Source organism: Pseudomonas fluvialis (assembly GCF_002234375.1).
Lineage (GTDB): Bacteria > Pseudomonadota > Gammaproteobacteria > Pseudomonadales > Pseudomonadaceae > Aquipseudomonas > Aquipseudomonas fluvialis.
The window spans coordinates 56,368-77,849 of the sequence record NZ_NMQV01000020.1 but is presented as its reverse complement, the minus strand read 5'-3'; the positions used below and the strand labels follow the sequence as shown (position 1 = coordinate 77,849).

Genomic DNA, 21,482 nt, shown 5'->3' with positions numbered 1-21,482 from the left:
GCAGTGGGCTTTGTCTGTCCGCTCTTGCAGGTTACGCAGTTATGACCGAACCCCTGTACTACTTTATCCAGCAGTTGCTCAACGGCCTGACCGTGGGCAGCACCTATGCGCTGATCGCCATTGGCTACACCATGGTCTACGGCATCATCGGCATGATCAACTTCGCCCACGGCGAGGTGTACATGATCGGCAGCTACATTGCCTTCATCGTCCTCGCCGCGCTGGCCTTGCTGGGCCTCGACTCACTAGCGCTGATGCTGATCGGCGCCTTTGCCATCAGCATGATCGTCACCAGCGCCTACGGCTTCAGCATCGAACGCGTCGCCTATCGCCCACTACGCGGCGGTAACCGCCTGATCCCGCTGATCTCGGCCATCGGCATGTCGATCTTCCTGCAGAATGTGGTGCGTCTGGCCCAGGGTTCACGCGACATCGCCATGCCCAGCCTGATCACCGGCGGCTGGAGCATCGGCCCGGAGGAAGGCTTCCACGCCACCCTGTCGTACATGCAGTTGGTGATCTTCATCGTCACCTTCATCACCATGACTGCCCTGACCCTGTTCATCTCCCGTTCGCGCATGGGCCGCGCCTGCCGCGCCTGTGCCGAAGACATCAAGATGACCAACCTGCTGGGCATCAACACCAACAACGTGATCGCCCTGACCTTCGTCATCGGCGCCGCGCTGGCTGCCGTGGCCGGCGTACTGCTCAGCCTGTACTACGGGGTAATCAACCCCTACATCGGTTTCATGGCCGGTCTCAAGGCGTTCACCGCGGCCGTACTGGGCGGCATCGGCAGCATTCCGGGGGCGGTGCTCGGCGGCCTGCTACTGGGCGTTACCGAGGCTATCACCGCCGGTTACTTCAGCACCGAATACAAAGACGTGGTGGCCTTCAGTCTATTGATCCTGATCCTGTTGTTCCGTCCGACCGGCATCCTCGGCCGCCCGGAGGTAGAGAAGGTATGAAGCGTTTGCATTTCAAAGCCGCCCTGCTCTCGCTGGCTGTGGTGGTCGCCCTCACCGGCCTGTTGCTGGGCGTACGTCTGGAGCAGCAAGGCACCAGCCTGAGCCTCAGCGGTGCGACGCCCGACGTACTGTGGAAAATGGCCGGCGCCGGCCTGTTCATCTTCCTCTTCAACCTCCTGCGCGACTGGATCGATGCGGCACGCGGGCGCCTGCCCGCACTGCCGGGCGTGCCGGGCGGTATCAGCCAGCTGAGTGAACTGGTCGCGGTACGCCGGCTGTTCTGGTGTTTCGTGATTGCCGCGGCGATCGTCTTCCCGTTCTTTGCCAACCGCGGCGCCATCGACCTGGCCACCCTGGTGCTGATCTACGTGATGCTCGGCCTCGGCCTGAACATCGTGGTCGGCCTGGCCGGCCTGCTGGACCTCGGCTACGTGGGCTTCTACGCCGTTGGCGCCTACAGCTATGCCTTGTTGGCCATGTACTTCCAGGTGGGTTTCTGGACCGGCCTGGTGGCTGCCGGCGCCCTCGCCGCGCTGTTCGGCTTCCTGCTCGGGTTCCCGGTGCTGCGCCTGCGCGGTGACTACCTGGCCATCGTCACCCTCGGCTTTGGCGAGATCATCCGTATCCTGCTGAACAACATGACCTGGCTGACCAACGGTCCCAACGGCATTGGCGGCATCGACAAGCCCACTCTGTTCGGTCTGGAGTTCAACCGCCGCGCAGCGGAAGGCGCACAGACCTTCCATGAATTCTTCGGCATCGCCTTCAACACCAACCACCGGGTGATGTTCCTTTACCTGCTGGCCCTGGCTCTGGTACTCGCCACCCTGTTCGTTATCAACCGGTTGTTGCGCATGCCGCTGGGACGCGCCTGGGAAGCCATGCGCGAAGACGAGATTGCCTGCCGCGCGCTGGGCCTCAACCCGACGCACATCAAGCTGACCGCCTTCACCATCGGCGCCACCTTTGCCGGCTTTGCCGGGTGCTTCTTCGCCGCCCGTCAGGGCTTCATCAGCCCTGAGTCCTTCACCTTCATCGAGTCGGCGATCATCCTCGCCATCGTCGTGCTCGGCGGCATGGGCTCGCAGCTCGGGGTGATCCTCGCCGCCATCGTGATGACCGTGCTGCCGGAACTGGCACGCGAGTTCAACGAGTACCGAATGCTGCTGTTCGGGCTGCTGATGGTGGTCATGATGATCTGGCGCCCACAAGGGTTGCTGCCGATGAAACGTCCGCATCTGGAGCTGCGCACATGAGCCAAGCCCTGTTAGAAGTCTCCGGCCTGACCATGCGCTTTGGTGGCCTGCTGGCCGTCAATAATGTCGCCCTGCGCATCGACAAGGGCCAGGTGGTCTCGATCATCGGCCCCAACGGCGCCGGCAAGACCACCGTGTTCAACTGCCTCACCGGCTTTTATCAACCCACCTCGGGCAGCGTACGCTTCCAGGGGGAGGAAGTGTCCGGGCTACCCGGCTTCCGCATCGCCCGCAAGGGCATGGTACGGACCTTCCAGCATGTGCGTCTGTTCAAGGAAATGACCGCGGTGGAAAACCTGCTGGTCGCCCAGCACATGCACCTCAACACCAACTTCCTCGCCGGCCTGCTGAAAACTCCGGGATTCCGCCGCAGCGAACGCGAGGCCATGCAGCTGGCCGCCTACTGGCTGGAACAGGTCGACTTGCTGGACGTCGCCAACCGGCCGGCCGGCACCCTCGCCTATGGCCAGCAGCGCCGCCTGGAAATCGCCCGCTGCATGATGACCAAGCCGAGCCTACTCATGCTCGATGAGCCGGCCGCCGGCCTCAACCCCAAGGAAACCGACGATCTCAAGGCGCTGATCAGCCTGCTGCGCGACCAGCATGCGGTGAGCGTATTGCTGATCGAACACGACATGAAGCTGGTGATGAGCATTTCCGACCACATCTACGTGATCAACCAGGGCACCCCCCTGGCCGACGGCACACCGCAACAGGTGCATAACAACCCCGATGTGATCAAAGCCTATCTGGGAGAAGCCTGATGCTGCGTTTTGAAAATGTCTGCACGTTCTACGGCAAGATCCAGGCCCTGCATGACATCAGCCTGGAAGTGCAGAAAGGCGAAATTGTTACGCTGATCGGTGCCAACGGTGCCGGCAAGTCGACCCTGCTGATGACCCTGTGTGGCGACCCGCGCGCGGCCAGCGGCAGTATCCGCTATGAAGGCGAGGAGCTGATCGGTCTGGACTCCGCCGCCATCATGCGCAAGAGCATTGCCGTAGTGCCGGAAGGGCGTCGCGTGTTCGCCCGCCTGACCGTCGAGGAAAACCTGGCCATGGGCGGCTTCTTTGGCAGCAAGGCCGACAACCAGGCCCAGTTGGACAAGGTGCTGCATCTGTTCCCGCGCCTCAAGGAACGCTACGACCAGCGCGCCGGCACCATGAGCGGCGGTGAACAGCAAATGCTGGCGATTGGCCGGGCGCTGATGAGCAAGCCCCGCCTGCTGCTGCTCGACGAGCCCTCGCTGGGCTTGGCACCGATCATCATCCAGCAGATTTTCCAGATCATTGAGCAGTTGCGCGAGGAAGGCGTGACCATCTTCCTCGTCGAGCAGAATGCCAACCAGGCACTCAAGCTGGCTGACCGGGCCTACGTACTGGAAAATGGCCATATCGTCATGCAGGGCAGCGGCCACGATCTGCTGCACGACCCCAAGGTGCGCGACGCCTACCTCGGCGGTTGAGTCCGCCGGACCTGCGAAAACCAACGACTGGCAGCGGCGGCAATCCCTCCGGCCAGTCTTTCACCGGGCGCCGCATGACGGCGCTCGTTTCGCACCGTGCTACGCGCCCGGTTGCCCGCACAGGAACACCTAGCCATGCTTCTTCGTCCCCTCCTGCATTTCATCGAGCGCACCAGCCTGGTCACACAGATTGCCCTTGGCCTGCTCGCCGGCATCGCCCTGGCCCTGTTCTTCCCCCAGGCCACCGCTCAGGTCAGCTTCTTCGGCAGCCTGTTCATCGCCGCGCTCAAGGCCGTCGCGCCCATCCTGGTATTCATCCTAGTCGCCTCAGCCATCGCCAACCACACGCCCGGCCAGCCAACCCATATCCGCCCGATTCTCCTGCTTTATGTTATCGGCACCCTGGCCGCCGCCATGGTCGCCGTACTGGCCAGCAGCCTGTGGCCAACGACCCTGGTACTCCGCGAAGCCGCCAGCGGCAGCACACCGCCCGGGGGCATTGCCGAAGTACTCAAGACACTGGCCATGAACCTGGTGGACAACCCCATCAATGCCCTGCTGCGCGGCAATTTTGTTGGCATCCTGGCCTGGGCCATCGGCTTGGGCATTGCCCTGCGCCACGGCAGCGCCAGCACGCGCAACCTGTTTAGCGACCTGTCGCACGGTGTCAGCCTGATCGTTCGCGTGGTGATTCGCTGTGCGCCGCTGGGCGTATTCGGCCTGGTCGCCAGCACCCTGGCCGATGCCGGCCTGGCGGCACTGGCCGGCTATGCGCGACTGCTGCTGGTGCTGGTCGGCTGCATGTTGTTCGTGGCGCTGGTGGTCAACCCCCTAATCGTATTCAGCCAGATTCGTCGCAACCCCTATCCACTGGTTTTTACCTGCCTGCGTGAAAGCGGCATCACTGCCTTCTTCACGCGCAGTTCGGCGGCCAACGTACCGGTCAATCTGGCACTGTGCGAACGCCTTGGCCTGCATGAAGACACCTATGCGGTATCCATTCCGCTGGGCGCCACCATCAATATGGCCGGCGCAGCCATCACCATCAGCGTACTCAGCCTGGCGGCCGCACACACCCTGGGCATCAACCTGGATCTGCCCAGCGCACTGCTGCTCTGCGTGGTTTCTGCGGTATGCGCCTGCGGCGCCTCGGGCGTAGCCGGGGGTTCGCTGCTGCTGATTCCGCTGGCCTGCAGTCTGTTCGGCATTGATGCGGAGACGGCCATGCAGGTGGTGGCCATCGGTTTCATCATCGGTATCGTGCAGGACAGTGCGGAAACCGCCCTCAACTCCTCGACCGACGTACTGTTCACCGCCGCAGCCTGCCAGGCCGACGAGCGGCGTCAGGCCTGATCAGCTACTCGGGCGGCAAGCCGCTATAGCAAACGGACGAACTGGGCGGCCCACGCCGCTCCAGTGCTTCATCCAGCCAATCGGCAAGCACCCCGACATGGCTACGCGGCAGGTCGCGTACTGCGCTGCACAACGTCAGCTCGCCTCGCTCGGCACTGTCCAGCAAGCCCCACCAGAGGCCCGGTTGCGCCGCCAGCTCGCAGCGATAGGCCAGGCGAAACGCCGCAAAATCATCATCTTGGTGAAAGGCTCGACGCAGCGCATGGCTGGGTGCCAGGCCCGGCACCCACTGCAGCACCTGCAGCTGTTCACGACTGAAGCCGCGAGGCCACAGACGATCGACCAGCAGCCAGCGGCCGGGCAACGCCTCGGGCAGCTGCTGGACTCGACACAGACTGATCACCTAGCGTCCCAACAACATCCACGCGGCGCCTGCAACGACCAGCAGCAGGGCGGCGAGCAAAGGCCAGGGGGCTCCACGGCGCACAGGCTCAGCCCCGCTTGGCGGCGTGTCCGCTGCACTGGCGCGGGCCGGATTGACCGCCGCACCGCGACTGCTCTGGCGCTGTACTGGTGCACGGGGAGCACTGACCATGGGCATGAAGCGCGTGGCATCCTGGTCCTCCTCGGCGCTGTGCTGAGTGATCTTGGGGCCTATCACCAGCAGGCTCATGGAGCCCAGCTGCAGCTGGTCGCCAGCATGCAGCGGCGCCGCCTTGCTCGGTTGCTGGTTGAGCAGCACACCATTGGCCGAGCCGAGGTCCTTGAAATGCAGCCCGCCCTCCTTGAGATAGAACTGGCAGTGCCGCCGCGACAACTGCTGATCACCGGCGAAGCACAGTTCGCAATCACTGGCACGTCCCAGCGTCAGCGCGGCATTGACCGGATACTTGCTGCCCTCACGCTCGCCCTTGAGCACCTGCAAGGACCAGCCGCCCGCAGCAGCGCGCGGTGCTGTTGACTGCTTGACCGGATCAAGCACCTGCAACTCGACACTGGCCAGGCGGATCTGATCACCACTGCGCAATTGCAGGCCGGTGGTCACCCGCTCTTCGTTGACCCAGGTGCCAGCCAGGCTGCCACAATCGGACAGGTAGTAATAACCCTGTTCCTGACGAATCTCGGCATGAAATGCACTGATTCCAGGGTCATCCAGCTGTAGCTGGTTACGCGGATCCTGCCCCAGGGTGAAGCGCTCCTCGGTTAGCCACAGAGGTGCCTGGCGAGCGTCTTTGAAATGCAGTTTGAGCATGATGATCTAGTTGTTCTTCTGTCAGCGTTTCAGTTGCCAAACAGGCTGTTCCACAGCCGCTTGACCGGATTGGGAGCTGTCGCCTGTGGCTCGGCCGGTTCGCTGGCCGGCGCAACAGCTACCGGCTCGACACGCTGGCTGCGCTCGTTGCGCGCGGCCCTGGCCGCATTGAGCAAGCCCTGGTGTTCGCGCTTGAGGCGCCGCAATTCGCCGTGCTCGGGCTGCACCTGCAGGCCCCGCTCAATCATCGCCAGCGCGGCCGGAAAGTCTCCCCGCGCATAGGCGGCCTGAGCCAGCTCACGATACATCTGCGCAACGCGCTCCAGACCCGCCAGGGCATCCGCCTGATCGGCTTGCAGGAGCAACACCTGGCGATAGTAATAGACCGCACTGTCATCCTCCGGCAGCAGCAGGCGCTTGTCCGCCAGGCTGGCTCGCGCCTGCTCGAGCAGGGCATTGATACGCGCCTGCTGCAGTGCGGCCGCGGCAGCCAGTACCTGTGCATCACTGGCATCCAGGGTTTGTGCCAGCTGCAGGTAGAACTCGGCACTGTCATCAGCCGGTGTCTGCCAGTGGCCACTGGCCAGGCGCTGATTGAACAGATCCAGCCAGGCCTGGATACGCGCCTGCTGGACACGTTGCAAACCCGTGGCCGCTGCTGCACTGTCACTATCCAGATTCAACGCCAGCTGGAAATGATCACGCGCGCTATCGCCAGCCGGCTCGATCAACTGGCCCTCGCTCAAGCGCTGCTCACCTAGCAGCAACGCGGCCGCTACCCGTGCATCACGCAAACGCCGCAAACCAGACAGCGCTTCGGCATGCTGTGGGCGTTGCGCCAGTACCGCGTTGAAATAATGCTCGGCACTGTCCTCGGCCGGCTCTATCCAGCGCCCCTCCGCCAGACGCTGCTCGCCCAGCGCCAGCCACTCGGCAAGCTGCCACTGCTGACGCAGGTACAGCCCACTGGCCAACAGGGTAAGCAGCGCTACCAGCGCAGTCGTCGCCGGCAACAGCCAGCGGCGCCGCTGCGGGCTCCGCGCCGGCCTGACAGGCGCAGGGCTGGCCGCCTTGAGCGGCACAGCCGGAAGCAGCTGGGTGGCATCCAGATCATGCAGCTCGATCTGCCCGAGCGCCTTGAGCAGCTCGGCACAACCGGCAAAGCGCTGCGCCGGGTCCTTGGCGAGCATGCGTTCCAGCACCGCCTGGAACATCGCCAGGCTGTCCGGCAGCACCGGCATGGGCATCTGCAAATGGTTGAGCACGGTCAGCGGATAGTTGGCGCCGCGATAGGGATTCTTGCCGGTGAGCATCTCGAGGAGAATCACCCCCAGGCTGTAGATATCGCTACGCGCATCCAGACGCTGGCACTGGGTCTGTTCTGGGCTGCTGTAGGCCGGGCTGCCAACCGCCACACCGCACTGGGTCATGTCGCTGTCCAGCTGCACTTCCTTGGCAATCCCGAAGTCGGTGAGTACTGCCGTGTCGGGCGTGCGAAAAAGGATATTGGCCGGTTTGATGTCACGGTGTACCAGCCCCTTGTCATGCACGACCGCCAGCGCGCTGGCGATTTGCTGGACGATCTTCAGGGCACGCTGCGGGGCAAACACTTCACCCTTGTGTGCAGACAGGTCGCCGCCCGGCAGGTACTCCATGGCCATGTAGTGGCGACCGTCATCAAGCCGGTTGATGTCATAGATGGTGACGATCGACGGATGATGCAGCGAAGCGACGATGTGCCCTTCCTGGATAAAACGAATGCACAACGCCGGATCGGTTCCGGCACTCAGCACCTTGATCGCCACCTTGCGCTGCAGGCTTTGCTGAGTCGCCAGGTAAACCTCGGCCATGCCGCCTTTGCCCAGGCGGCCATGGATGCTGTACCCGGGAATGAAGATCTCGCTGTCGGTCATGCTGCTCGGGCTATTCATAGGTTGCGCCATGCTGCCAGCCATTGGCCTAGCAGCCCCGGTTTGTCGGCTGGCAGCGCACGGGCGGCCAACGCCGGCGCCAGTACCAGGCAGGAAATATTATCGCGCCCGCCAGCGGCATTCGCGGCGCCAACCAGCTGGCTGACCAGCTCTTCAAGCGTCGCGGCCGTGTTGCAGCAGGCCAGAATCTCTGCGTCCTCCAGCTCGCTGCTCAGGCCATCGCTGCACAGCAAAAGGATTTCATTGTCGGCCAACTGGCCCTCCAGCCAGCCGGGCTGCAACTCGGCGCCCGCCTGGCCGAGGCACTGCAGAATCAGATTGCGCTGTGGGTGCTGACGAGCCTGTTCAGCATCCAGCTGGCCAATGTCCAGCATGCTCTGCACCCAGCTGTGGTCATGGCTGAGCTGCTCGATGTGCTGCGGGCCAACACGGTAGGCACGGCTGTCGCCCACCCAGACCAGCTGGAAGCGCTGCGCCTGCAAACGTACCGCCACCAGCGTGGTACCCATGCCCTGGCTGGCCGGGTCGTCTTCGGCAGCCTGGCAGATCGCCTGATGCGCTGCCGCAGTCGCCTGCAGCAGCTCATCGCCGGCCTGTACGCGCTCCGCCAGCACCTGCAACGCCAGGGCACTGGCGACTTCGCCACGCTGGTGACCGCCCATGCCATCGGCGATGGCCCATAGCTGTTGTTGCGGCAGGCACAGCAGGCTGTCTTCGTTATGCGGGCGCAGCTGCCCTGGATCGCTAAGCGCAGCAAAATAGGCCATGGTGCAAGGGCTGGCGAGAGTCATGAATACACCGATCCACGCGGCAAAATCAGTCGCACATCATGCGCAGCACGGCGCTGACTGGCCAGTCTCTGGCACATGGAACTGTCAAAGCGTGCAGTAATTCGCAGATCAGCAGCCTTGCCCCACCCAGCCACGCCCGGTAGCCTGCGCCGAGGTTTTCCCGGAGCTCCATCATGCGCCTGCTACTTGCATTCATCTCCAGCCTGTTACTCGGCGGTTGCCAGCTGTTCAGCGAAGCTCCCGTCGCCCCCGCCGACGAGGTACGCCTGCAAGGCCAGTTACGTCTGCAGGATGGCCAGTGGTTGTTGCAGCCTTGTGGCGAAGCACGCCTGTTTCAGCTGGATAGTCGCCAGCTGCCAGGATTCAACCAAGAGTTGCAACGTCTGGCCGAGGAGGCCGGCCCGGTACTGTTCGCCGACCTCGCTGGCTACCTGCAGGCAGCTGCCCAGCAGGATGGTCTGTTGCAGCTCACCCAGCGCTGGCGCCTACAGGGTGAAGGACCCGCGTGCAACGACGTGGCGTTCTCCCGCCTGCTGCTGCGCGCCACGGGCAACGAGCCGGCCTGGTCGATCCAGTTGGGCCAACGCGGCCTGCTGCTCAGTCGCCCAGGACAGCCCGCACTGGCCCTGCCCTACATCGAAGAGCAACTTCCCGACGGCCGCCTGCAGGTCAGCAGTCAGGCTGACGGCGAAGATATCCAGCTGTGGCTGGTCAGCGCGCGCTGTGTCGACAGCATGACGGGGGCGATCAGCCACTTGCGTGCCGAGCTGCGCCTGAATGGCCAGCGGCATACCGGCTGTGCTTATTTCGGTGGCGCCCGCCAGGCCCGCTGAAGCCTGCTGCTGACTGAGCAAAACCGCGTAGCCTGGGCGGCGAGTTGAATTAGCCGGACAGCCCACTAGGCTTGCAGGTAAACCTGCAAGCCTAGGAGCTCGCCATGTTACGCATTGCCATCAACGGTTACGGGCGTATCGGCCGTGCCATCCTGCGCGCCCTCTTTGAACGCGGCCTGGAACAGCAGATCCATCTGGAAGCCATCAACGACCTGGGGGATGCCAGCATCCTCAGCCATCTGACGCGCTTCGACTCGACCTTCGGCCGATTCAATGCACGGGTCGCCCAGCATGACGACATCCTGCAGGTCAACGGCCAGTCGATTCGCCTGCTGCGCGAGCGCGATCCACGACAGCTACCCTGGGCGGAGCTGGGCGTGGATCTGGTTCTGGAGTGCTCCGGCAACTTCAAGAGCCGCGCCCAGGTCGAGCAGCATGTGCAGGCCGGAGCTCCGCGGGTGCTGCTCTCCCATCCACTGGACAGCGCCGACCTGAGCGTGGTGTACGGTGTCAATCACACACTGCTGAACAGCCAGCAGATCGTTTCCAACGCGTCCTGCACCACCAATTGCCTGGCGCCGCTGGCCATGCTGGTGCATCAGGAGCTGGGTATCGAGCAGGGTCTGATGACCACCGTGCATGCCTACACCAACGACCAGAACCTGCTGGACAAGACGCATGTCGATCCGTATCGCGCACGTGCGGCGGGCCTGTCGATGATCCCCACCAGTACTGGCGCCGCCAAGACCATCGGACTGATTCTCCCGGAACTGGCCGGACGCCTGGATGGCCTTGCCGTGCGGGTGCCTACAGCTGCAGTGTCCTTGCTCGACCTCAGCCTGCAGGTACAGCGTCCACGGCCGGCCGAGGAGCTGAATGCCGCGCTGCAACGCCTGGCGCGCCAGCTGCCAATGGGGGTCATGGAGTGCAACGAGCTACCGCTGGTGTCCTGCGACTTTGCCGGCTACCCGGTGTCCTGCGTGGTCGACCTCAACCATACCCGGGTACAGGGCAAGCTGGTCAAGCTGCTGGCCTGGTATGACAACGAATGGGCTTTTGCCAACCGCATGCTGGATGTCAGCCTGCACTGGCTGGCTCGCTAAGCGTTCACTGTTCCCAGGGCTGACCACCTGTACCGGGGCGAATCGGCAGCTTCTGCTGCAAGGCAGCCTTGGCCAGCATGTGGCAGCTGACTGGCGCGGTAATGAACAAAAACAGGGTAATCAGCAACTCGTGCAAGCTGAGGCTCTGCTCACTGACGCTGAAGTGGATCATTGAGGCGATGACCATGCCACCCACTCCCAGGGTGGTGGCCTTGGTCGGCCCATGCAGACGCGTATAGAAGTCCGGCAGGCGATACAGGCCGATGGCTCCGATCAGCGCGAACAGGCTACCGAGCAAGAGAAACAGCGCCACCAGCGCTTCGATCCAGGGATGCATAGCTCCTCCTTTATTCGATGATGTCGCCGCGCAACAGGTATTTGGCGACCGCCACCGTACCGACGAAGCCCATCAGGGCGATCAGCAAGGCCGCTTCGAAAACGATGTTCGAGCCCAGCCAGATACCGAACAGCACGATCAGCGCAATGGCGTTGATGTACAGGGTATCCAGGGCGAGGATACGGTCCGGCAAGTCAGGCCCCTTGAACAGCCGGGCCAGCGTCAGCAACACCGCCAGACCGATCAGCACCAGGCACAGCGGGATCACTAGGCTGAGCATGGGAATACCTCCAGCAGTGGCGCCTCATAGCGCGCCTTGATTTCCGCCACCAGCGCCGCGCTGTCCTGCACATTCAGGCAATGCAGCAACAGACGACGACGGTCATCGGAGAGATCGGCGGACACCGTACCCGGAGTCAGCGAAACGATGCTGGTCAGCAGGGTCAGGGCCAGCTCGTCATGCACCTCCAGCGGCACTTCGACGAAGGCCGGCTGCAGATCGTCCATGGAACCGAGGATACGCCGGGACACCTGCAGGTTGGCGATGACGATATCGCCCAGCACGCGCAGAAAGAACGGCAACAGTCGCCAGGGCTGACGCGTACGCGGCGGATTGATCCACAACACGCGACTGAGCAGGGGAATCAACACGCCCAGCAAAGCCCCCAGCAGCCATTGCCCAGCGCTGAAATCGTTGACCAGCAGCAGCCAGACCAGCAACAGCGTCAGGCTTAGCCAAGGGTGAGGCAAACAGCGGGCGATCATGTGCGACCTCCGGAAACCAGCGCCAGGTAAGGGGCAAGATCGAGCAACTGGCGCGCCGTCGCCTCACAATAGGCCAGCACCGGCCCGGCCAGCAGTACCAGAACCGGACTGCAAGACAGCAACAGGACGCAAGCCAGGGTACGCCCGCCATCCACCTCAGCACGCCCGTGCACATCCCGCGCGGTACGCCAGAACAGGGTGCTGCCGGCGCGGCTCAGCGCCACCAACACCAGCAGGCTGGCCAGCAGAAGCAGCGGCCACAACCACAAGGCTTGCGCGGCGGGCGTGGCTTGCAGCAACAGCAGCTTGCCAAGAAACCCGGAGAAAGGCGGCAGGCCAGCCACGGCAATTGCCGCAAGGAAGAACAAGCCACCCAGCAGGCGGCCTTGCAGAATAGCCGGCCCCTGCTGCAATTCGCCGGCCTTGTCGCCACGCTGGCGGGCAATCAGGTCAGCCAGCAGGAACAGGCCACCCGCCAACCAGGTACTGTGCAGCAGGTAATAGAGGCTGGCACTCAGCGCCTCGACATGGCCCATAGCCAAGCCGGCCAGCAGGGTGCCTACCGACACCAGTACCAGATAACCCAGCAGCACACCCAGGCTACGCGCGGCCAGCGCACCCACAGCCGCCAGCAGCAGAGTCAGCAGCGCCATGGGCCACAGCCAGGCATGCCCGAGGCCTTCCAGCGCGCCGGCGGCACTGCCAAAGAGCAGCGTGTAGACACGCAGAATGGCGTAGAAACCCACCTTGGTCATCACCGCAAACAACGCGGCAACCGGCGCACTGGCGGCGGCGTAGGCACGCGGCAACCAGAAGTACAGCGGCAGCACGGCGGCCTTGAGGCCGAACACCAGCAGCAGCAACAGCCCCGCAGCGGCCAGCAAGGGTTGCTGATCGGGCGTAGCCTGGGCCACCTGGCGTGCCAGGTCGGCCATGTTCAGCGTGCCGCAGATGCCATAGAGCACCCCCACGGCAATCAGGAAAAACGACGAGCCGAGCAGATTGAGCACCACATAGTGCAGCCCCGCGCGCACCCGCGCAGCGCCCGCGCCATGCAGCAACAGGGCATAAGAGGCAATCAGCAGGATCTCGAAGAAGACGAACAGGTTGAACAGGTCAGCCGTCAGGAATGCGCCATTGATGCCCAGCAACTGGAACTGGAACAGTGCATGGAAGTTGGCACCGCGCTGATCATCACCACGGCAGGCATAGAACACCGCGACACTGGCCAGCAACGCGGTCACCAGCAACATCAGGGCTGCCAGGCGATCCAGCAACAACGCAATACCGAAAGGAGCAGGCCAGTCTCCCAGCGCATAGCTGTACAGCTGCCCGCTGTCAGCCTGCCAGAGCAGATAGCCGGCCAGCGGCAACGAAGCCCAGGTTGCCAGGCAGGACAGCAAGCGCTGGTGTACCAGATTCAGGCGCGCGGCAAACAACAGCAAGGCGCCACTCAACAGGGGCAGCAGGATAGGCAGGATCAGCGCATGGTTCATGGGCGCGGCTCCTCGCCATCGACATGATCATTGCCCTGCTCGGCCAGGCTGCGCAGTGCCAGCACTACGACAAAGGCGGTCATGGCAAAGCCGATGACGATGGCGGTGAGCACCAGTGCCTGCGGCAGGGGATCGGCATATTCACTGGACTGGCCAATGACCGCAGCCGCCCCGCTCTTCAGGCGCCCCATGGCAAACAGGAACAGGTTGACCGCATAGGAAATCAGCGTCAGCCCAAGTACCACGGCAAAGGTGCGGGCACGCAACAGCAAATAGACACCACAGGCCGTCAGCAGGCCAAGCGTGATGGCATACAACGCTTCCATCAGGTTGCCTCCTTGGTAGCGGGTTCCTGAGTCAGCTTGCCCAGGTTGGCAAGAATCAGCAGCGTGGTACCCACTACCGTGAGATACACGCCCAGGTCGAAGAGCATCGCCGTGGCCAGTTCGAATTCCCCCAGCAGCGGCAGGCTGAAGTGACCGAAGGCAGTAGTGAGGAATGGCCGGCCAAACAGCCAGCTGCCCAGGCCGGTCAGCGTGGCCAGGATGACCCCCAGAGCCGCCATACGGTGATAGTTGAAGGGCAGGCGCTGCTGCGTCCACTGCACGCCCATCGCCACGTACTGCAGGATCAGCGCGACAGCCGTTACCAGGCCGGCGATAAAGCCACCACCCGGCAGGTTGTGGCCGCGCAGGAAGATGAACACCGAGACCAGCAACGCCATCGGCAGCAAAATTCGCGACAAGGTGGCCAGCACCAGCGGGTGGCGGTCACGCGCCCAACTGCGCCCCTGTGCATCGGTGCTCGGCTGGAACAGGCGCAGGCCGTGCAACAACGCGTAGATGCCAACACCGGCAATCGCCAGCACGGTAATCTCACCCAGCGTATCGAAACCGCGGAAGTCCACCAGGATAACGTTCACCACGTTCTTGCCGCCGCCGCCCGGCACGCTGTTGTCGATGAAGAATCCGGAAATGTTCTCATAGGGCCGGGTCAGCACCGCATAGACCAGCGTAGCTACCAGCGTGCCAATGCCCCCGGCCAGCAGGAAATCGCGCAGGCCGCGCAGGCTGCTCGATTCCTGCGGGGTATAGGCCGGCATGAAGAACAGGGCAAGCATCAGCAACACCATGCTCACCACCTCGACTGACAACTGGGTCAGCGCGAGGTCCGGCGCCGAGTAGCGGGTAAACAGCAGGCTGACCATCAGCCCCACCACGCCGACCGCCAGCAAGGCCACCAGGCGCTGGCGATGAAATAGCACGGTGGCCAATGCGGCCAGCGCCAGCAGCAGCAAGCCCAGCGCCGTGATGCCATCCAGCGGCATGCGAGGCAAAGTCCCCCCCAGACTGGGTAGCGGCTCCAGCGCGACGGCCACCAGCACCAGGGCGGCCAGCATCATCCAGGCCAGATAGCGTTGCAGCGAACCGTTCTCCAGCCTGCCGGTCAGCCAGCCTGAAAGCGCCACAAGACGTTGCACCTGCTGCTCGAAGAAGTCCTTGGCGTCCACGCTGGGCAAGCCGGCATACCAGCGAAACAGTGGCTGGCGCAGCGCATAGACCAGAATCCCCCCCAGCAATGCCACCACACTCATTGCCAAAGGCAGATTGAAGCCATGCCAAATCGCCAGGCTGTAGCTCGGCAACGCAGCATTGACACTGGCCTCGGCCGCTACCGCCAGCAAGGGCGCTACGGTATAAGCCGGCAGCATGCCAACCAGCAGGCAAAGGAAGACCAGCACCTCGACCGGCACCTTCATGTAGCGTGGCGGCTCATGCGGCGGGTATTTGGGCAGGTTGATCGGCTCACCATTGAAAAACACGTCGTGGATGAAACGCAGTGAGTAGGCCACCGAAAACACCCCGGCCAGGGTCGCCGCTGCGGGAATCAGCCAACTGAAGCTACCCAGCATGTGCTGGTCGAGGGTTTCCCCGAAAAACATTTCCTTGCTCAGGAAACCGTTAAGCAGCGGTACCCCGGCCATCGCCGAAGACGCCACCATGGCCAGCACCGCGGTATGTGGCATGTACTTCCACAAGCCGTTGATGCGCCGCATGTCGCGACTCCCCGTCTCGTGATCGATAATACCGGCGGCCATGAACAGCGAGGCTTTGAAGGTGGCGTGGTTGATCACATGGAAAATCGCCGCTACCGCCGCCAAGCGCGAATCCAGCCCGAGCAACAGGGTAATCAGCCCCAGGTGGCTGATCGTCGAATAGGCCAGCAGGCCTTTCAGGTCGTGCTGGAATAGCGCCATGCAAGCGCCTACCAGCAAGGTGGTCAGCCCCGTCAGGCTGACCAGATAGAACCAAAGCTCATGCCCGGACAATGCCGGATAGAGACGCGCCAACAGGAATACCCCGGCTTTCACCATGGTCGCCGAATGCAGGTAAGCCGAAACCGGGGTAGGCGCCGCCATCGCGTGTGGCAGCCAGAAATGGAAGGGAAACTGCGCCGACTTGGTAAAAGCGCCCAGCAGGATCAGCACCAGCAACACGGGATAGAGCGCATGGGCCCGCACCTGATCACCGGCCGCCAGCACATCCTGCAACTCAAAGCTGCCGACCACATACCCCAGCAGCAGGATACCGGCCAGCAGCGCTAGGCCACCACCCGCTGTCACCGTCAAGGCCATCCGCGCACCACGCCGAGCGTCGCTACGCTGTCCCCAGAAGCCAATGAGCAGGAAAGACGAAAGGCTGGTCAGCTCCCAGAACACCAGCATGAGCAACAGGTTGGATGACAACACCACCCCGAGCATCGCCCCCATGAACAGCAGGAGATAGGCATAAAAGCGCCCCATGGGCTCTTCTTTGCCCAGGTAATAACGTGCATAGAGGATGACCAGCAAGCCAATACCGAGGATTAGCAAGGCGAACAGCAGCGCCAAGCCATCCAGGCGCAAGCTGAAGTTGAGGCCCAACTGCGGCAACCACTGCCAGTACAGGCTCGGACGCGCGCCATCGATCACCGCCCCCGCCTCCCCCAGCAGCAGCCCCAAAGCCAGCAAGGGTGCCAAGGCGGCTGCCACGGCACACAGCGAACGACCATAACGCTCGGCCAGCAAAGGCAGGCCGGCACCAAGGAACGGCAGGGCGATCAACAGCGCCAGGGTCATCTAGGGTGATCCTCCAAGCACCTCGGCGGTGCACTCGGCAAAAGCGCGGATTATCACGAGCCTGACAACAATCGTCAGGTACGCAATTATTTCCAAACACGAACGGAGTGGCCGCTGAACGTCATATGCCGATCAACAGGCCACGCAATGAGATAGCTTTCTAGCACAGGCCGTGCCAGAACGAAAAGCCGCCCCAGAACAGGGGCGGCGGCAGGTTCAGCGTGCGACGCGGCTAGTGCCGTTGACCGTGAGGATACGGACCCGGTCGCCCACACGGAAGATTTCGTTGGGCTGCACTTCCTGTACGTAGGCTCGCAGGCTGCCATCATCCTCGCGCACGGTAATCTCGACACCCTGGGTGCGGGTCAAGCCTTCCTCGGCAGCGGCACCCAGCATGCCGCCAGCCACTGCACCGATCACCGCGGCCACGGCACTACCCCGACCACCGCCTACGCTACTGCCACCGATACCACCGATCACCGCACCCGCCCCTGCGCCGATCGGCGTCTTGGTGCCTTCGATCTGCACCGGACGTAGCGACTCGATGGTCCCCAGGCGCACGGTCTGCACCCGGCGTGCTTCATCCCGACTGTAGGTATCGCCGCTCAGGTTGGAGGTACAACCAGCCAACCCCAGCAGCATGGCGCTGAGGGTAACACCCAGCCACATCGATTTACCCATGACTCTCTCCCTATGGCAGGTCGCCTCTGGCGCCCATGCATTGTTTGACTGCACCCTGTTAGAGCAGGGCGAGCGGCATCTGGTTCAATCCTTTGTGTTCTTCGAGACGCCAGCAAGGCGTAACTGGCCCTAGAATAGCTGCTCTTTCCCGTCAGCCCAATCATCAGGAGTGCCGCACATGGACTACTTCATCATTTTCATCACCACGGCCGCCGGACTGTATTTCCATTACTGGCTATACCGGCGCATCCGCCTGTGGACACAACGCGACCTGGCCTTATCCATGGCTGCAGACAACCCACAGATGCGCCCGTTCATGCTCGAACAACTGCAACAGGCCCAGCAACGCAAGCTGCGCGGCGCAGCGCTGGAAAACTTCCTGCGCCAGGCCGCTGCCAGCTACCACCAGCAAGCGCGCTGAGCGGCGCGCCGCTTAACCCAGGCAAACCACGCGCGGGCGCCCGAGCAGGCGATCAACCAGTACCGCCACCAACAACATGGCCAGTACCGGCAACAACCAGCCCAGGCTCTGCTCGGCCAAAGGCAGCCCACCAATCCAGGCCGGCACCCAGTCGTTCAGGCCGGCCGCAGCCAGGCCGTCGCACAGCCCAAACAACAGGGTCACCAGCATCACCGGCACGAACACCCGCGCCGGCGACAACCACAAGCGATCTGCCAGGCTCAGCGCCACCAACACAATGGCCAGCGGATAGAGTCCAACCAAAACAGGGATCGAAACACTGATCAACTGGGTCAGTCCCTGGTTGGCCACCAGCAGACTGAACACACCGAACACGACGACGACTGTGCGGTAGGACACCGGCAACAGATTGCTGAAAAACTCACCACAGGCCGTCAGCAAGCCTACCGCGGTGGTCAGGCAGGCCAGGGTAATAACCACCGCCAACAACAGGCTGCCTGACGTGCCAAAACTGTGCTGGACATACGCGGTGAGTACCTGCACGCCATTCTGCGCCTCACCGGCAATGCCCTGGCTGGTCGCCCCCAGATAGAACAGTGCCAGGTAAACCAGCGACAGACCGCAGGCAGCTATTACCCCGGCAATCACCGAGTAGCGGGTTACCAGCGCCGCTGCACTGACCCCACGATCACGAATGGCCGTGGCGATAACGATGCCGAACACCAGTGCACCGAGCGTATCCATGGTCAGATAGCCCTGCAGGAAGCCCTGCACGAACGGCGCCTCGCGATAGCTGTCAGCCACCTGGCCAATCTCTCCAGCCGGAGCAAACGCCGCAGCGCCACCCAGCACCAGCAAGGCGGCCAGCAATACCGGGGTGATGAATTTACCAATGCGATCGACCAAGCGCCCGGGATTGAGTGCCAGGAACAACACCGCAGAAAAATACACCAGCGTGTAGATCAACAAGGCCTGCGCGCTATTGCCAACGAAAGGCACCACGCCCATCTCGAAAGACACTACGGCAGTGCGCGGTGTTGCGAAGAGCGGGCCGATTGCCAGGTAGACTGCCACGGCCAGCAGGCTACCGGCCACCTTGCCCAGCGGTGCAGTCAGGCGATCCATCCCCCCCCCCACACGCGCCAGTGCCACCACGGTCAACAGGGGCAGGCCGACCCCGGTAAGCAGAAAGCCCAGTGCGGCCTGCACGAGGTTTTCCCCTGCGGCCAGCCCGGCGCTGGGCGGGAAAATGATATTGCCAGCCCCGAGGAACAGGGCAAAGGTCATAAAGCCAAGGGCCAACAGGTCCTGGCTGCGCAATTGGTTCATAAGCGTTAGCACCACACGGAAAGTATTCGGTTCGGGCGCGTGCTCGGGCGGTTGGCCGCACGCTGTGCGTGCCAGCGGTTGGCTGGCTGCACAACAGACCATCAGCCTCCTTGTGGGAGGCAGCGGCTTGACAAAGTGGCGCACCTTAAAGGAAGCCGGCAGGTACCGCGATGCACAGCCGGCGGAGCGTCGGCAAGACATTCAGCAATGTCGCATATCTATAACTTGACCTGGCAATCAGCTTATCGCCCCTGCTACAGCAGCCCAGCACATGCAATCCGCTGGCAAGCCACAACGAAGCGGATTATTGTCAGATGAGTGCTCTGGTATCGCACCGTACCGGCGTACCGTTTCCATCACAAAAGGAGTTTGCCCATGAAAAAACTGCTCACCCTTGGCCTGGCTGCCCTGCTGCTGACCGGCTGTGCCAGCGAGTACCTGTTGATCACTAACAACGGTGATGTGCTGACCAGCTACGGCAAGCCGGAACTCGACAAGAACAACGGATTGCTGGAGTTCACCGATAGCGAAGGTCGCATTCAGCAGGTGCCTCAAGACACCATCAAGACGGTGATCGAACGCTAGTCCAGATAGCCCCGGCGGGTCATGCAGTCCCGCCGGGAGCGGCGTTCAGAGGAGCGCCTCGTCCGCCATCAGACGAGCGACTTCGCACAACGCCAACTCCTCCTGCCCCTGCCAGTCACCGGCGAGCGCACTCAGGCGCAGTACATGCGTGTCATGCTGGCAATCCACCTGCATCCAGTGCAGCGTGCCGGCGGGCAGGCTTAGCCCCTCCCCCGCATCCAGCCAGAGCTGCCAGACCTGCTCCTGACAAACCAGCGACAGTAGACAACTGCCCTCCAGCACCAGGCGCGCCTCTGCCCCGACAAAGCGCTGCGGCATGCCCAGGCGCTCCCGGCAGCCTTCCGATAAGGGCTGGTGCGGGCCACAGCTCAACAACTGCAAGGCTGGTAGAGCGGCCAGAAGCGCTTGCACACCCTCGAGCTGGCGCACGGCTTCCAACCAATCATCGTTAGCCTGACGAGCACGTCGCCAGGCTGCCGTATCAGGCAGGTGCAGGAGTGTCACGCCCGCCTCAGCCAGGGTCGTGGCAATATCCTCGGCATGCGTCAGGGTCTTCCAGGGCTGGGCAGGCTGGGCCAGGGCAAACACACTCAAGCGACTCATGGGCAACTCCAGGTCAGCGATCAACAGGCAGGCGCCAGGCCAGTAACAGAAAAGCCAGCAATGCAGCCAGACTGGCCAGCGCGAAGGTCCAGCTCGCCCCCAGGACAGTCCAGGCATAGCCCGCGTACAGGGCTCCCAACGCACCACCAATACCCGACAGGGTGGCATAGAGTGCCTGCCCCTGCCCTTGCTGGCCAGCGGCAAAGTGGCGCTGGATGAAATGAATGGCAGCGGCGTGGAAACAGCCAAAGGTGGCAGCATGCAACAGCTGACTGAACAGCAGCAGCGCCAACTGATCTGCCCACCAGGCCAGCACCTGCCAGCGCAAGGCGGCCAGCAACAGGCTAAGCAGCAACAACTGGCGCAGCGTCACGCGCGCAAGGATCGGCAGCATGGCGAGGAACAGAAGGATTTCCGCCACCACCCCCAGCGCCCACAGCTGACCAATCAACCCGCGGCTGTAGCCCAAACCTTCCAGATACAGGCTGATAAAGGTGTAGTAAGGGCCATGGGACAACTGCATCAGCGCCACCGCCAGGTAGAACAACAGCACGCCCGGGGCACGCAACTGCTGCAGAAAACCGCTCGCGGCACGCGCCGCCGCCACCGTCTGGCGCACATCGGGCACCCACAGACTGGCCAGCAAAATACCCGCCATGATGAGCAGCAAGAGCCAGGGATAATGGCGCAACGGCAACCACTGCAGCAGATATCCCAGGCCCACCACGCTGACGATGAAGCCCACCGACCCCCACAGACGCAGGCGGCTGTACAACTCCGGACGCTCCTGCAGGTGCGCCAGGGTCAGTGCTTCGAACTGTGGAAGCACCGCATGCCAGAAGAACGCATGCAGGGCCATGACCAGCGCCAGCCAGAAGAACTGCTGACTGACGAAGATCAACGCCAGACTGAGCAGCGTGGCCAACGCCCCCAGGCGCACGATAAGCAGCCGCTGACCACTGCGATCAGCCAGCCACCCCCACAGGTTGGGTGCCAGACAGCGCATAAGCATGGGAATAGCCAGCAACTCACCGATGCGCGCCGCGGAAAAGCCCAGCTCGGCGAGGTACAGCGCCCAATAAGGCGCCGTAGCCCCCAACAAGGCAAAGTAAAAGAAATAGAAGCCGGACAGGCGCCAATAGGGCAAGGCGGCGCGCATTGACATCACCTTGTGGCGAGTAGCGCCGGGCTAAGC

Annotated in this window: 23 protein-coding genes; 9 read left to right on the top strand and 14 right to left on the bottom strand. The window is 63.0% G+C overall.

What is annotated here, in order from left to right; all coding sequences use genetic code 11:
* Window positions 1-41 precede the first annotated feature (41 nt).
* The 5 genes from livH (at window position 42) to sstT (ending at window position 5,042) form a co-directional block, all read left to right on the top strand.
* Window positions 42-968, top strand: a complete 927-nt coding sequence (gene livH, locus CFY91_RS10880) for a high-affinity branched-chain amino acid ABC transporter permease LivH (RefSeq protein WP_093986394.1) — start codon at window positions 42-44, stop codon at window positions 966-968.
* Window positions 965-2,224, top strand: a complete 1,260-nt coding sequence (gene livM, locus CFY91_RS10875) for a high-affinity branched-chain amino acid ABC transporter permease LivM (protein ID WP_093986393.1) — start codon at window positions 965-967, stop codon at window positions 2,222-2,224. Before livH ends, livM begins: the two co-directional genes overlap by 4 nt.
* The gene (gene livG / locus CFY91_RS10870) at window positions 2,221-2,988 is read left to right on the top strand and encodes a high-affinity branched-chain amino acid ABC transporter ATP-binding protein LivG (protein WP_093986392.1); all 768 of its coding nucleotides are present in this window, start codon (window positions 2,221-2,223) and stop codon (window positions 2,986-2,988) included. Before livM ends, livG begins: the two co-directional genes overlap by 4 nt.
* On the top strand, window positions 2,988-3,689 hold the full coding sequence (locus CFY91_RS10865) for an ABC transporter ATP-binding protein (protein WP_093986391.1): 702 nt from the start codon (window positions 2,988-2,990) through the stop codon (window positions 3,687-3,689). Before livG ends, CFY91_RS10865 begins: the two co-directional genes overlap by 1 nt.
* Window positions 3,690-3,824: 135 nt before the next feature.
* Entirely contained in the window at window positions 3,825-5,042 is a 1,218-nt protein-coding gene (gene sstT, locus CFY91_RS10860; protein ID WP_093986390.1) for a serine/threonine transporter SstT, read from the top strand.
* 4 nt (window positions 5,043-5,046) lie between these two features.
* On the opposite strand, the gene CFY91_RS10855 is transcribed toward sstT, so the two are convergent.
* Genes CFY91_RS10855 through CFY91_RS10840 form a run of 4 tightly spaced genes read right to left on the bottom strand, consistent with a single transcriptional unit; the run spans window position 5,047 to window position 9,016 of the window.
* Complete coding sequence (locus tag CFY91_RS10855; RefSeq protein WP_093986389.1) at window positions 5,047-5,445, bottom strand: DUF488 domain-containing protein; 399 nt, start codon at window positions 5,443-5,445, stop codon at window positions 5,047-5,049.
* A complete protein-coding gene (locus CFY91_RS10850; protein WP_093986388.1) occupies window positions 5,446-6,294 on the bottom strand; it encodes an FHA domain-containing protein in 849 nt (282 codons plus the stop codon).
* 29 nt (window positions 6,295-6,323) lie between these two features.
* Window positions 6,324-8,225 carry a serine/threonine-protein kinase gene (locus CFY91_RS10845; RefSeq protein ID WP_229727160.1) on the bottom strand — a complete coding sequence of 634 codons (1,902 nt, stop codon included), beginning with the start codon at window positions 8,223-8,225 and terminating at the stop codon, window positions 6,324-6,326.
* Window positions 8,222-9,016 carry a PP2C family protein-serine/threonine phosphatase gene (locus CFY91_RS10840; RefSeq protein WP_093986387.1) on the bottom strand — a complete coding sequence of 265 codons (795 nt, stop codon included), beginning with the start codon at window positions 9,014-9,016 and terminating at the stop codon, window positions 8,222-8,224. Before CFY91_RS10840 ends, CFY91_RS10845 begins: the two co-directional genes overlap by 4 nt.
* Window positions 9,017-9,189: 173 nt before the next feature.
* Here CFY91_RS10840 and CFY91_RS10835 point away from each other — a divergent pair, with 173 nt between their 5' ends.
* Both CFY91_RS10835 and gap read left to right on the top strand, forming a co-directional pair.
* Window positions 9,190-9,849, top strand: coding sequence for a COG3650 family protein (locus CFY91_RS10835; protein WP_093986386.1), 660 nt, complete (start codon window positions 9,190-9,192; stop codon window positions 9,847-9,849).
* 104 nt (window positions 9,850-9,953) lie between these two features.
* Window positions 9,954-10,952, top strand: a complete 999-nt coding sequence (gene gap / locus CFY91_RS10830) for a type I glyceraldehyde-3-phosphate dehydrogenase (RefSeq protein ID WP_093986385.1) — start codon at window positions 9,954-9,956, stop codon at window positions 10,950-10,952.
* A gap of 4 nt (window positions 10,953-10,956) precedes the next feature.
* Here the strand turns inward: gap and CFY91_RS10825 are convergent, their stop codons facing one another.
* From CFY91_RS10825 to CFY91_RS10795, 7 genes are all read right to left on the bottom strand, one after another.
* A complete protein-coding gene (locus CFY91_RS10825; protein ID WP_093986384.1) occupies window positions 10,957-11,289 on the bottom strand; it encodes a Na+/H+ antiporter subunit G in 333 nt (110 codons plus the stop codon).
* A gap of 10 nt (window positions 11,290-11,299) precedes the next feature.
* Window positions 11,300-11,569, bottom strand: coding sequence for a K+/H+ antiporter subunit F (locus CFY91_RS10820; protein WP_093986383.1), 270 nt, complete (start codon window positions 11,567-11,569; stop codon window positions 11,300-11,302).
* Window positions 11,557-12,054 carry a Na+/H+ antiporter subunit E gene (locus CFY91_RS10815; RefSeq protein WP_093986382.1) on the bottom strand — a complete coding sequence of 166 codons (498 nt, stop codon included), beginning with the start codon at window positions 12,052-12,054 and terminating at the stop codon, window positions 11,557-11,559. The genes CFY91_RS10820 and CFY91_RS10815 overlap by 13 nt, the downstream gene beginning before the upstream one ends.
* Complete coding sequence (locus CFY91_RS10810; protein WP_093986381.1) at window positions 12,051-13,550, bottom strand: monovalent cation/H+ antiporter subunit D; 1,500 nt, start codon at window positions 13,548-13,550, stop codon at window positions 12,051-12,053. Before CFY91_RS10810 ends, CFY91_RS10815 begins: the two co-directional genes overlap by 4 nt.
* Entirely contained in the window at window positions 13,547-13,876 is a 330-nt protein-coding gene (locus tag CFY91_RS10805; protein ID WP_093986380.1) for a Na+/H+ antiporter subunit C, read from the bottom strand. The genes CFY91_RS10810 and CFY91_RS10805 overlap by 4 nt, the downstream gene beginning before the upstream one ends.
* Window positions 13,876-16,668: a monovalent cation/H+ antiporter subunit A gene (locus CFY91_RS10800; protein ID WP_093986379.1), complete on the bottom strand. Its 2,793-nt coding sequence runs from the start codon at window positions 16,666-16,668 to the stop codon at window positions 13,876-13,878. Before CFY91_RS10800 ends, CFY91_RS10805 begins: the two co-directional genes overlap by 1 nt.
* Window positions 16,669-16,884: 216 nt before the next feature.
* Complete coding sequence (locus CFY91_RS10795) at window positions 16,885-17,349, bottom strand: outer membrane lipoprotein (protein WP_093986378.1); 465 nt, start codon at window positions 17,347-17,349, stop codon at window positions 16,885-16,887.
* A 178-nt stretch (window positions 17,350-17,527) separates the two neighbouring features.
* Between CFY91_RS10795 and CFY91_RS10790 the strand changes: the two genes are divergently transcribed.
* Window positions 17,528-17,770, top strand: a complete 243-nt coding sequence (locus CFY91_RS10790; RefSeq protein ID WP_093986377.1) for a hypothetical protein — start codon at window positions 17,528-17,530, stop codon at window positions 17,768-17,770.
* Window positions 17,771-17,782: 12 nt separating this feature from the next.
* On the opposite strand, the gene brnQ is transcribed toward CFY91_RS10790, so the two are convergent.
* Window positions 17,783-19,099 carry a branched-chain amino acid transport system II carrier protein gene (gene brnQ / locus CFY91_RS10785; RefSeq protein WP_093986376.1) on the bottom strand — a complete coding sequence of 439 codons (1,317 nt, stop codon included), beginning with the start codon at window positions 19,097-19,099 and terminating at the stop codon, window positions 17,783-17,785.
* 375 nt (window positions 19,100-19,474) lie between these two features.
* On the opposite strand from brnQ, the gene CFY91_RS10780 reads away from it, so the two are divergent.
* A complete protein-coding gene (locus tag CFY91_RS10780) occupies window positions 19,475-19,684 on the top strand; it encodes a YgdI/YgdR family lipoprotein (RefSeq protein WP_093986375.1) in 210 nt (69 codons plus the stop codon).
* 45 nt (window positions 19,685-19,729) lie between these two features.
* On the opposite strand, the gene CFY91_RS10775 is transcribed toward CFY91_RS10780, so the two are convergent.
* Window positions 19,730-20,287, bottom strand: coding sequence for a cupin domain-containing protein (locus CFY91_RS10775; protein WP_093986374.1), 558 nt, complete (start codon window positions 20,285-20,287; stop codon window positions 19,730-19,732).
* A gap of 13 nt (window positions 20,288-20,300) precedes the next feature.
* Window positions 20,301-21,446: an MFS transporter gene (locus tag CFY91_RS10770; RefSeq protein ID WP_093986373.1), complete on the bottom strand. Its 1,146-nt coding sequence runs from the start codon at window positions 21,444-21,446 to the stop codon at window positions 20,301-20,303.
* Window positions 21,447-21,482: the final 36 nt, after the last annotated feature.

Coding starts and splice junctions, on each gene's coding strand:
- livH (WP_093986394.1), top strand. CDS start 42: ATGACCGAACCCCTGTACTACTTTATCCAGCAGTTGCTCAACGGCCTG.
- livM (WP_093986393.1), top strand. CDS start 965: ATGAAGCGTTTGCATTTCAAAGCCGCCCTGCTCTCGCTGGCTGTGGTG.
- livG (WP_093986392.1), top strand. CDS start 2,221: ATGAGCCAAGCCCTGTTAGAAGTCTCCGGCCTGACCATGCGCTTTGGT.
- CFY91_RS10865 (WP_093986391.1), top strand. CDS start 2,988: ATGCTGCGTTTTGAAAATGTCTGCACGTTCTACGGCAAGATCCAGGCC.
- sstT (WP_093986390.1), top strand. CDS start 3,825: ATGCTTCTTCGTCCCCTCCTGCATTTCATCGAGCGCACCAGCCTGGTC.
- CFY91_RS10850 (WP_093986388.1), bottom strand. CDS start 6,294: ATGCTCAAACTGCATTTCAAAGACGCTCGCCAGGCACCTCTGTGGCTA.
- CFY91_RS10845 (WP_229727160.1), bottom strand. CDS start 8,225: ATGAATAGCCCGAGCAGCATGACCGACAGCGAGATCTTCATTCCCGGG.
- CFY91_RS10840 (WP_093986387.1), bottom strand. CDS start 9,016: ATGACTCTCGCCAGCCCTTGCACCATGGCCTATTTTGCTGCGCTTAGC.
- CFY91_RS10835 (WP_093986386.1), top strand. CDS start 9,190: ATGCGCCTGCTACTTGCATTCATCTCCAGCCTGTTACTCGGCGGTTGC.
- gap (WP_093986385.1), top strand. CDS start 9,954: ATGTTACGCATTGCCATCAACGGTTACGGGCGTATCGGCCGTGCCATC.
- CFY91_RS10825 (WP_093986384.1), bottom strand. CDS start 11,289: ATGCATCCCTGGATCGAAGCGCTGGTGGCGCTGTTTCTCTTGCTCGGT.
- CFY91_RS10820 (WP_093986383.1), bottom strand. CDS start 11,569: ATGCTCAGCCTAGTGATCCCGCTGTGCCTGGTGCTGATCGGTCTGGCG.
- CFY91_RS10815 (WP_093986382.1), bottom strand. CDS start 12,054: ATGATCGCCCGCTGTTTGCCTCACCCTTGGCTAAGCCTGACGCTGTTG.
- CFY91_RS10810 (WP_093986381.1), bottom strand. CDS start 13,550: ATGAACCATGCGCTGATCCTGCCTATCCTGCTGCCCCTGTTGAGTGGC.
- CFY91_RS10805 (WP_093986380.1), bottom strand. CDS start 13,876: ATGGAAGCGTTGTATGCCATCACGCTTGGCCTGCTGACGGCCTGTGGT.
- CFY91_RS10800 (WP_093986379.1), bottom strand. CDS start 16,668: ATGACCCTGGCGCTGTTGATCGCCCTGCCGTTCCTTGGTGCCGGCCTG.
- CFY91_RS10795 (WP_093986378.1), bottom strand. CDS start 17,349: ATGGGTAAATCGATGTGGCTGGGTGTTACCCTCAGCGCCATGCTGCTG.
- CFY91_RS10790 (WP_093986377.1), top strand. CDS start 17,528: ATGGACTACTTCATCATTTTCATCACCACGGCCGCCGGACTGTATTTC.
- brnQ (WP_093986376.1), bottom strand. CDS start 19,099: ATGAACCAATTGCGCAGCCAGGACCTGTTGGCCCTTGGCTTTATGACC.
- CFY91_RS10780 (WP_093986375.1), top strand. CDS start 19,475: ATGAAAAAACTGCTCACCCTTGGCCTGGCTGCCCTGCTGCTGACCGGC.
- CFY91_RS10775 (WP_093986374.1), bottom strand. CDS start 20,287: ATGAGTCGCTTGAGTGTGTTTGCCCTGGCCCAGCCTGCCCAGCCCTGG.
- CFY91_RS10770 (WP_093986373.1), bottom strand. CDS start 21,446: ATGCGCGCCGCCTTGCCCTATTGGCGCCTGTCCGGCTTCTATTTCTTT.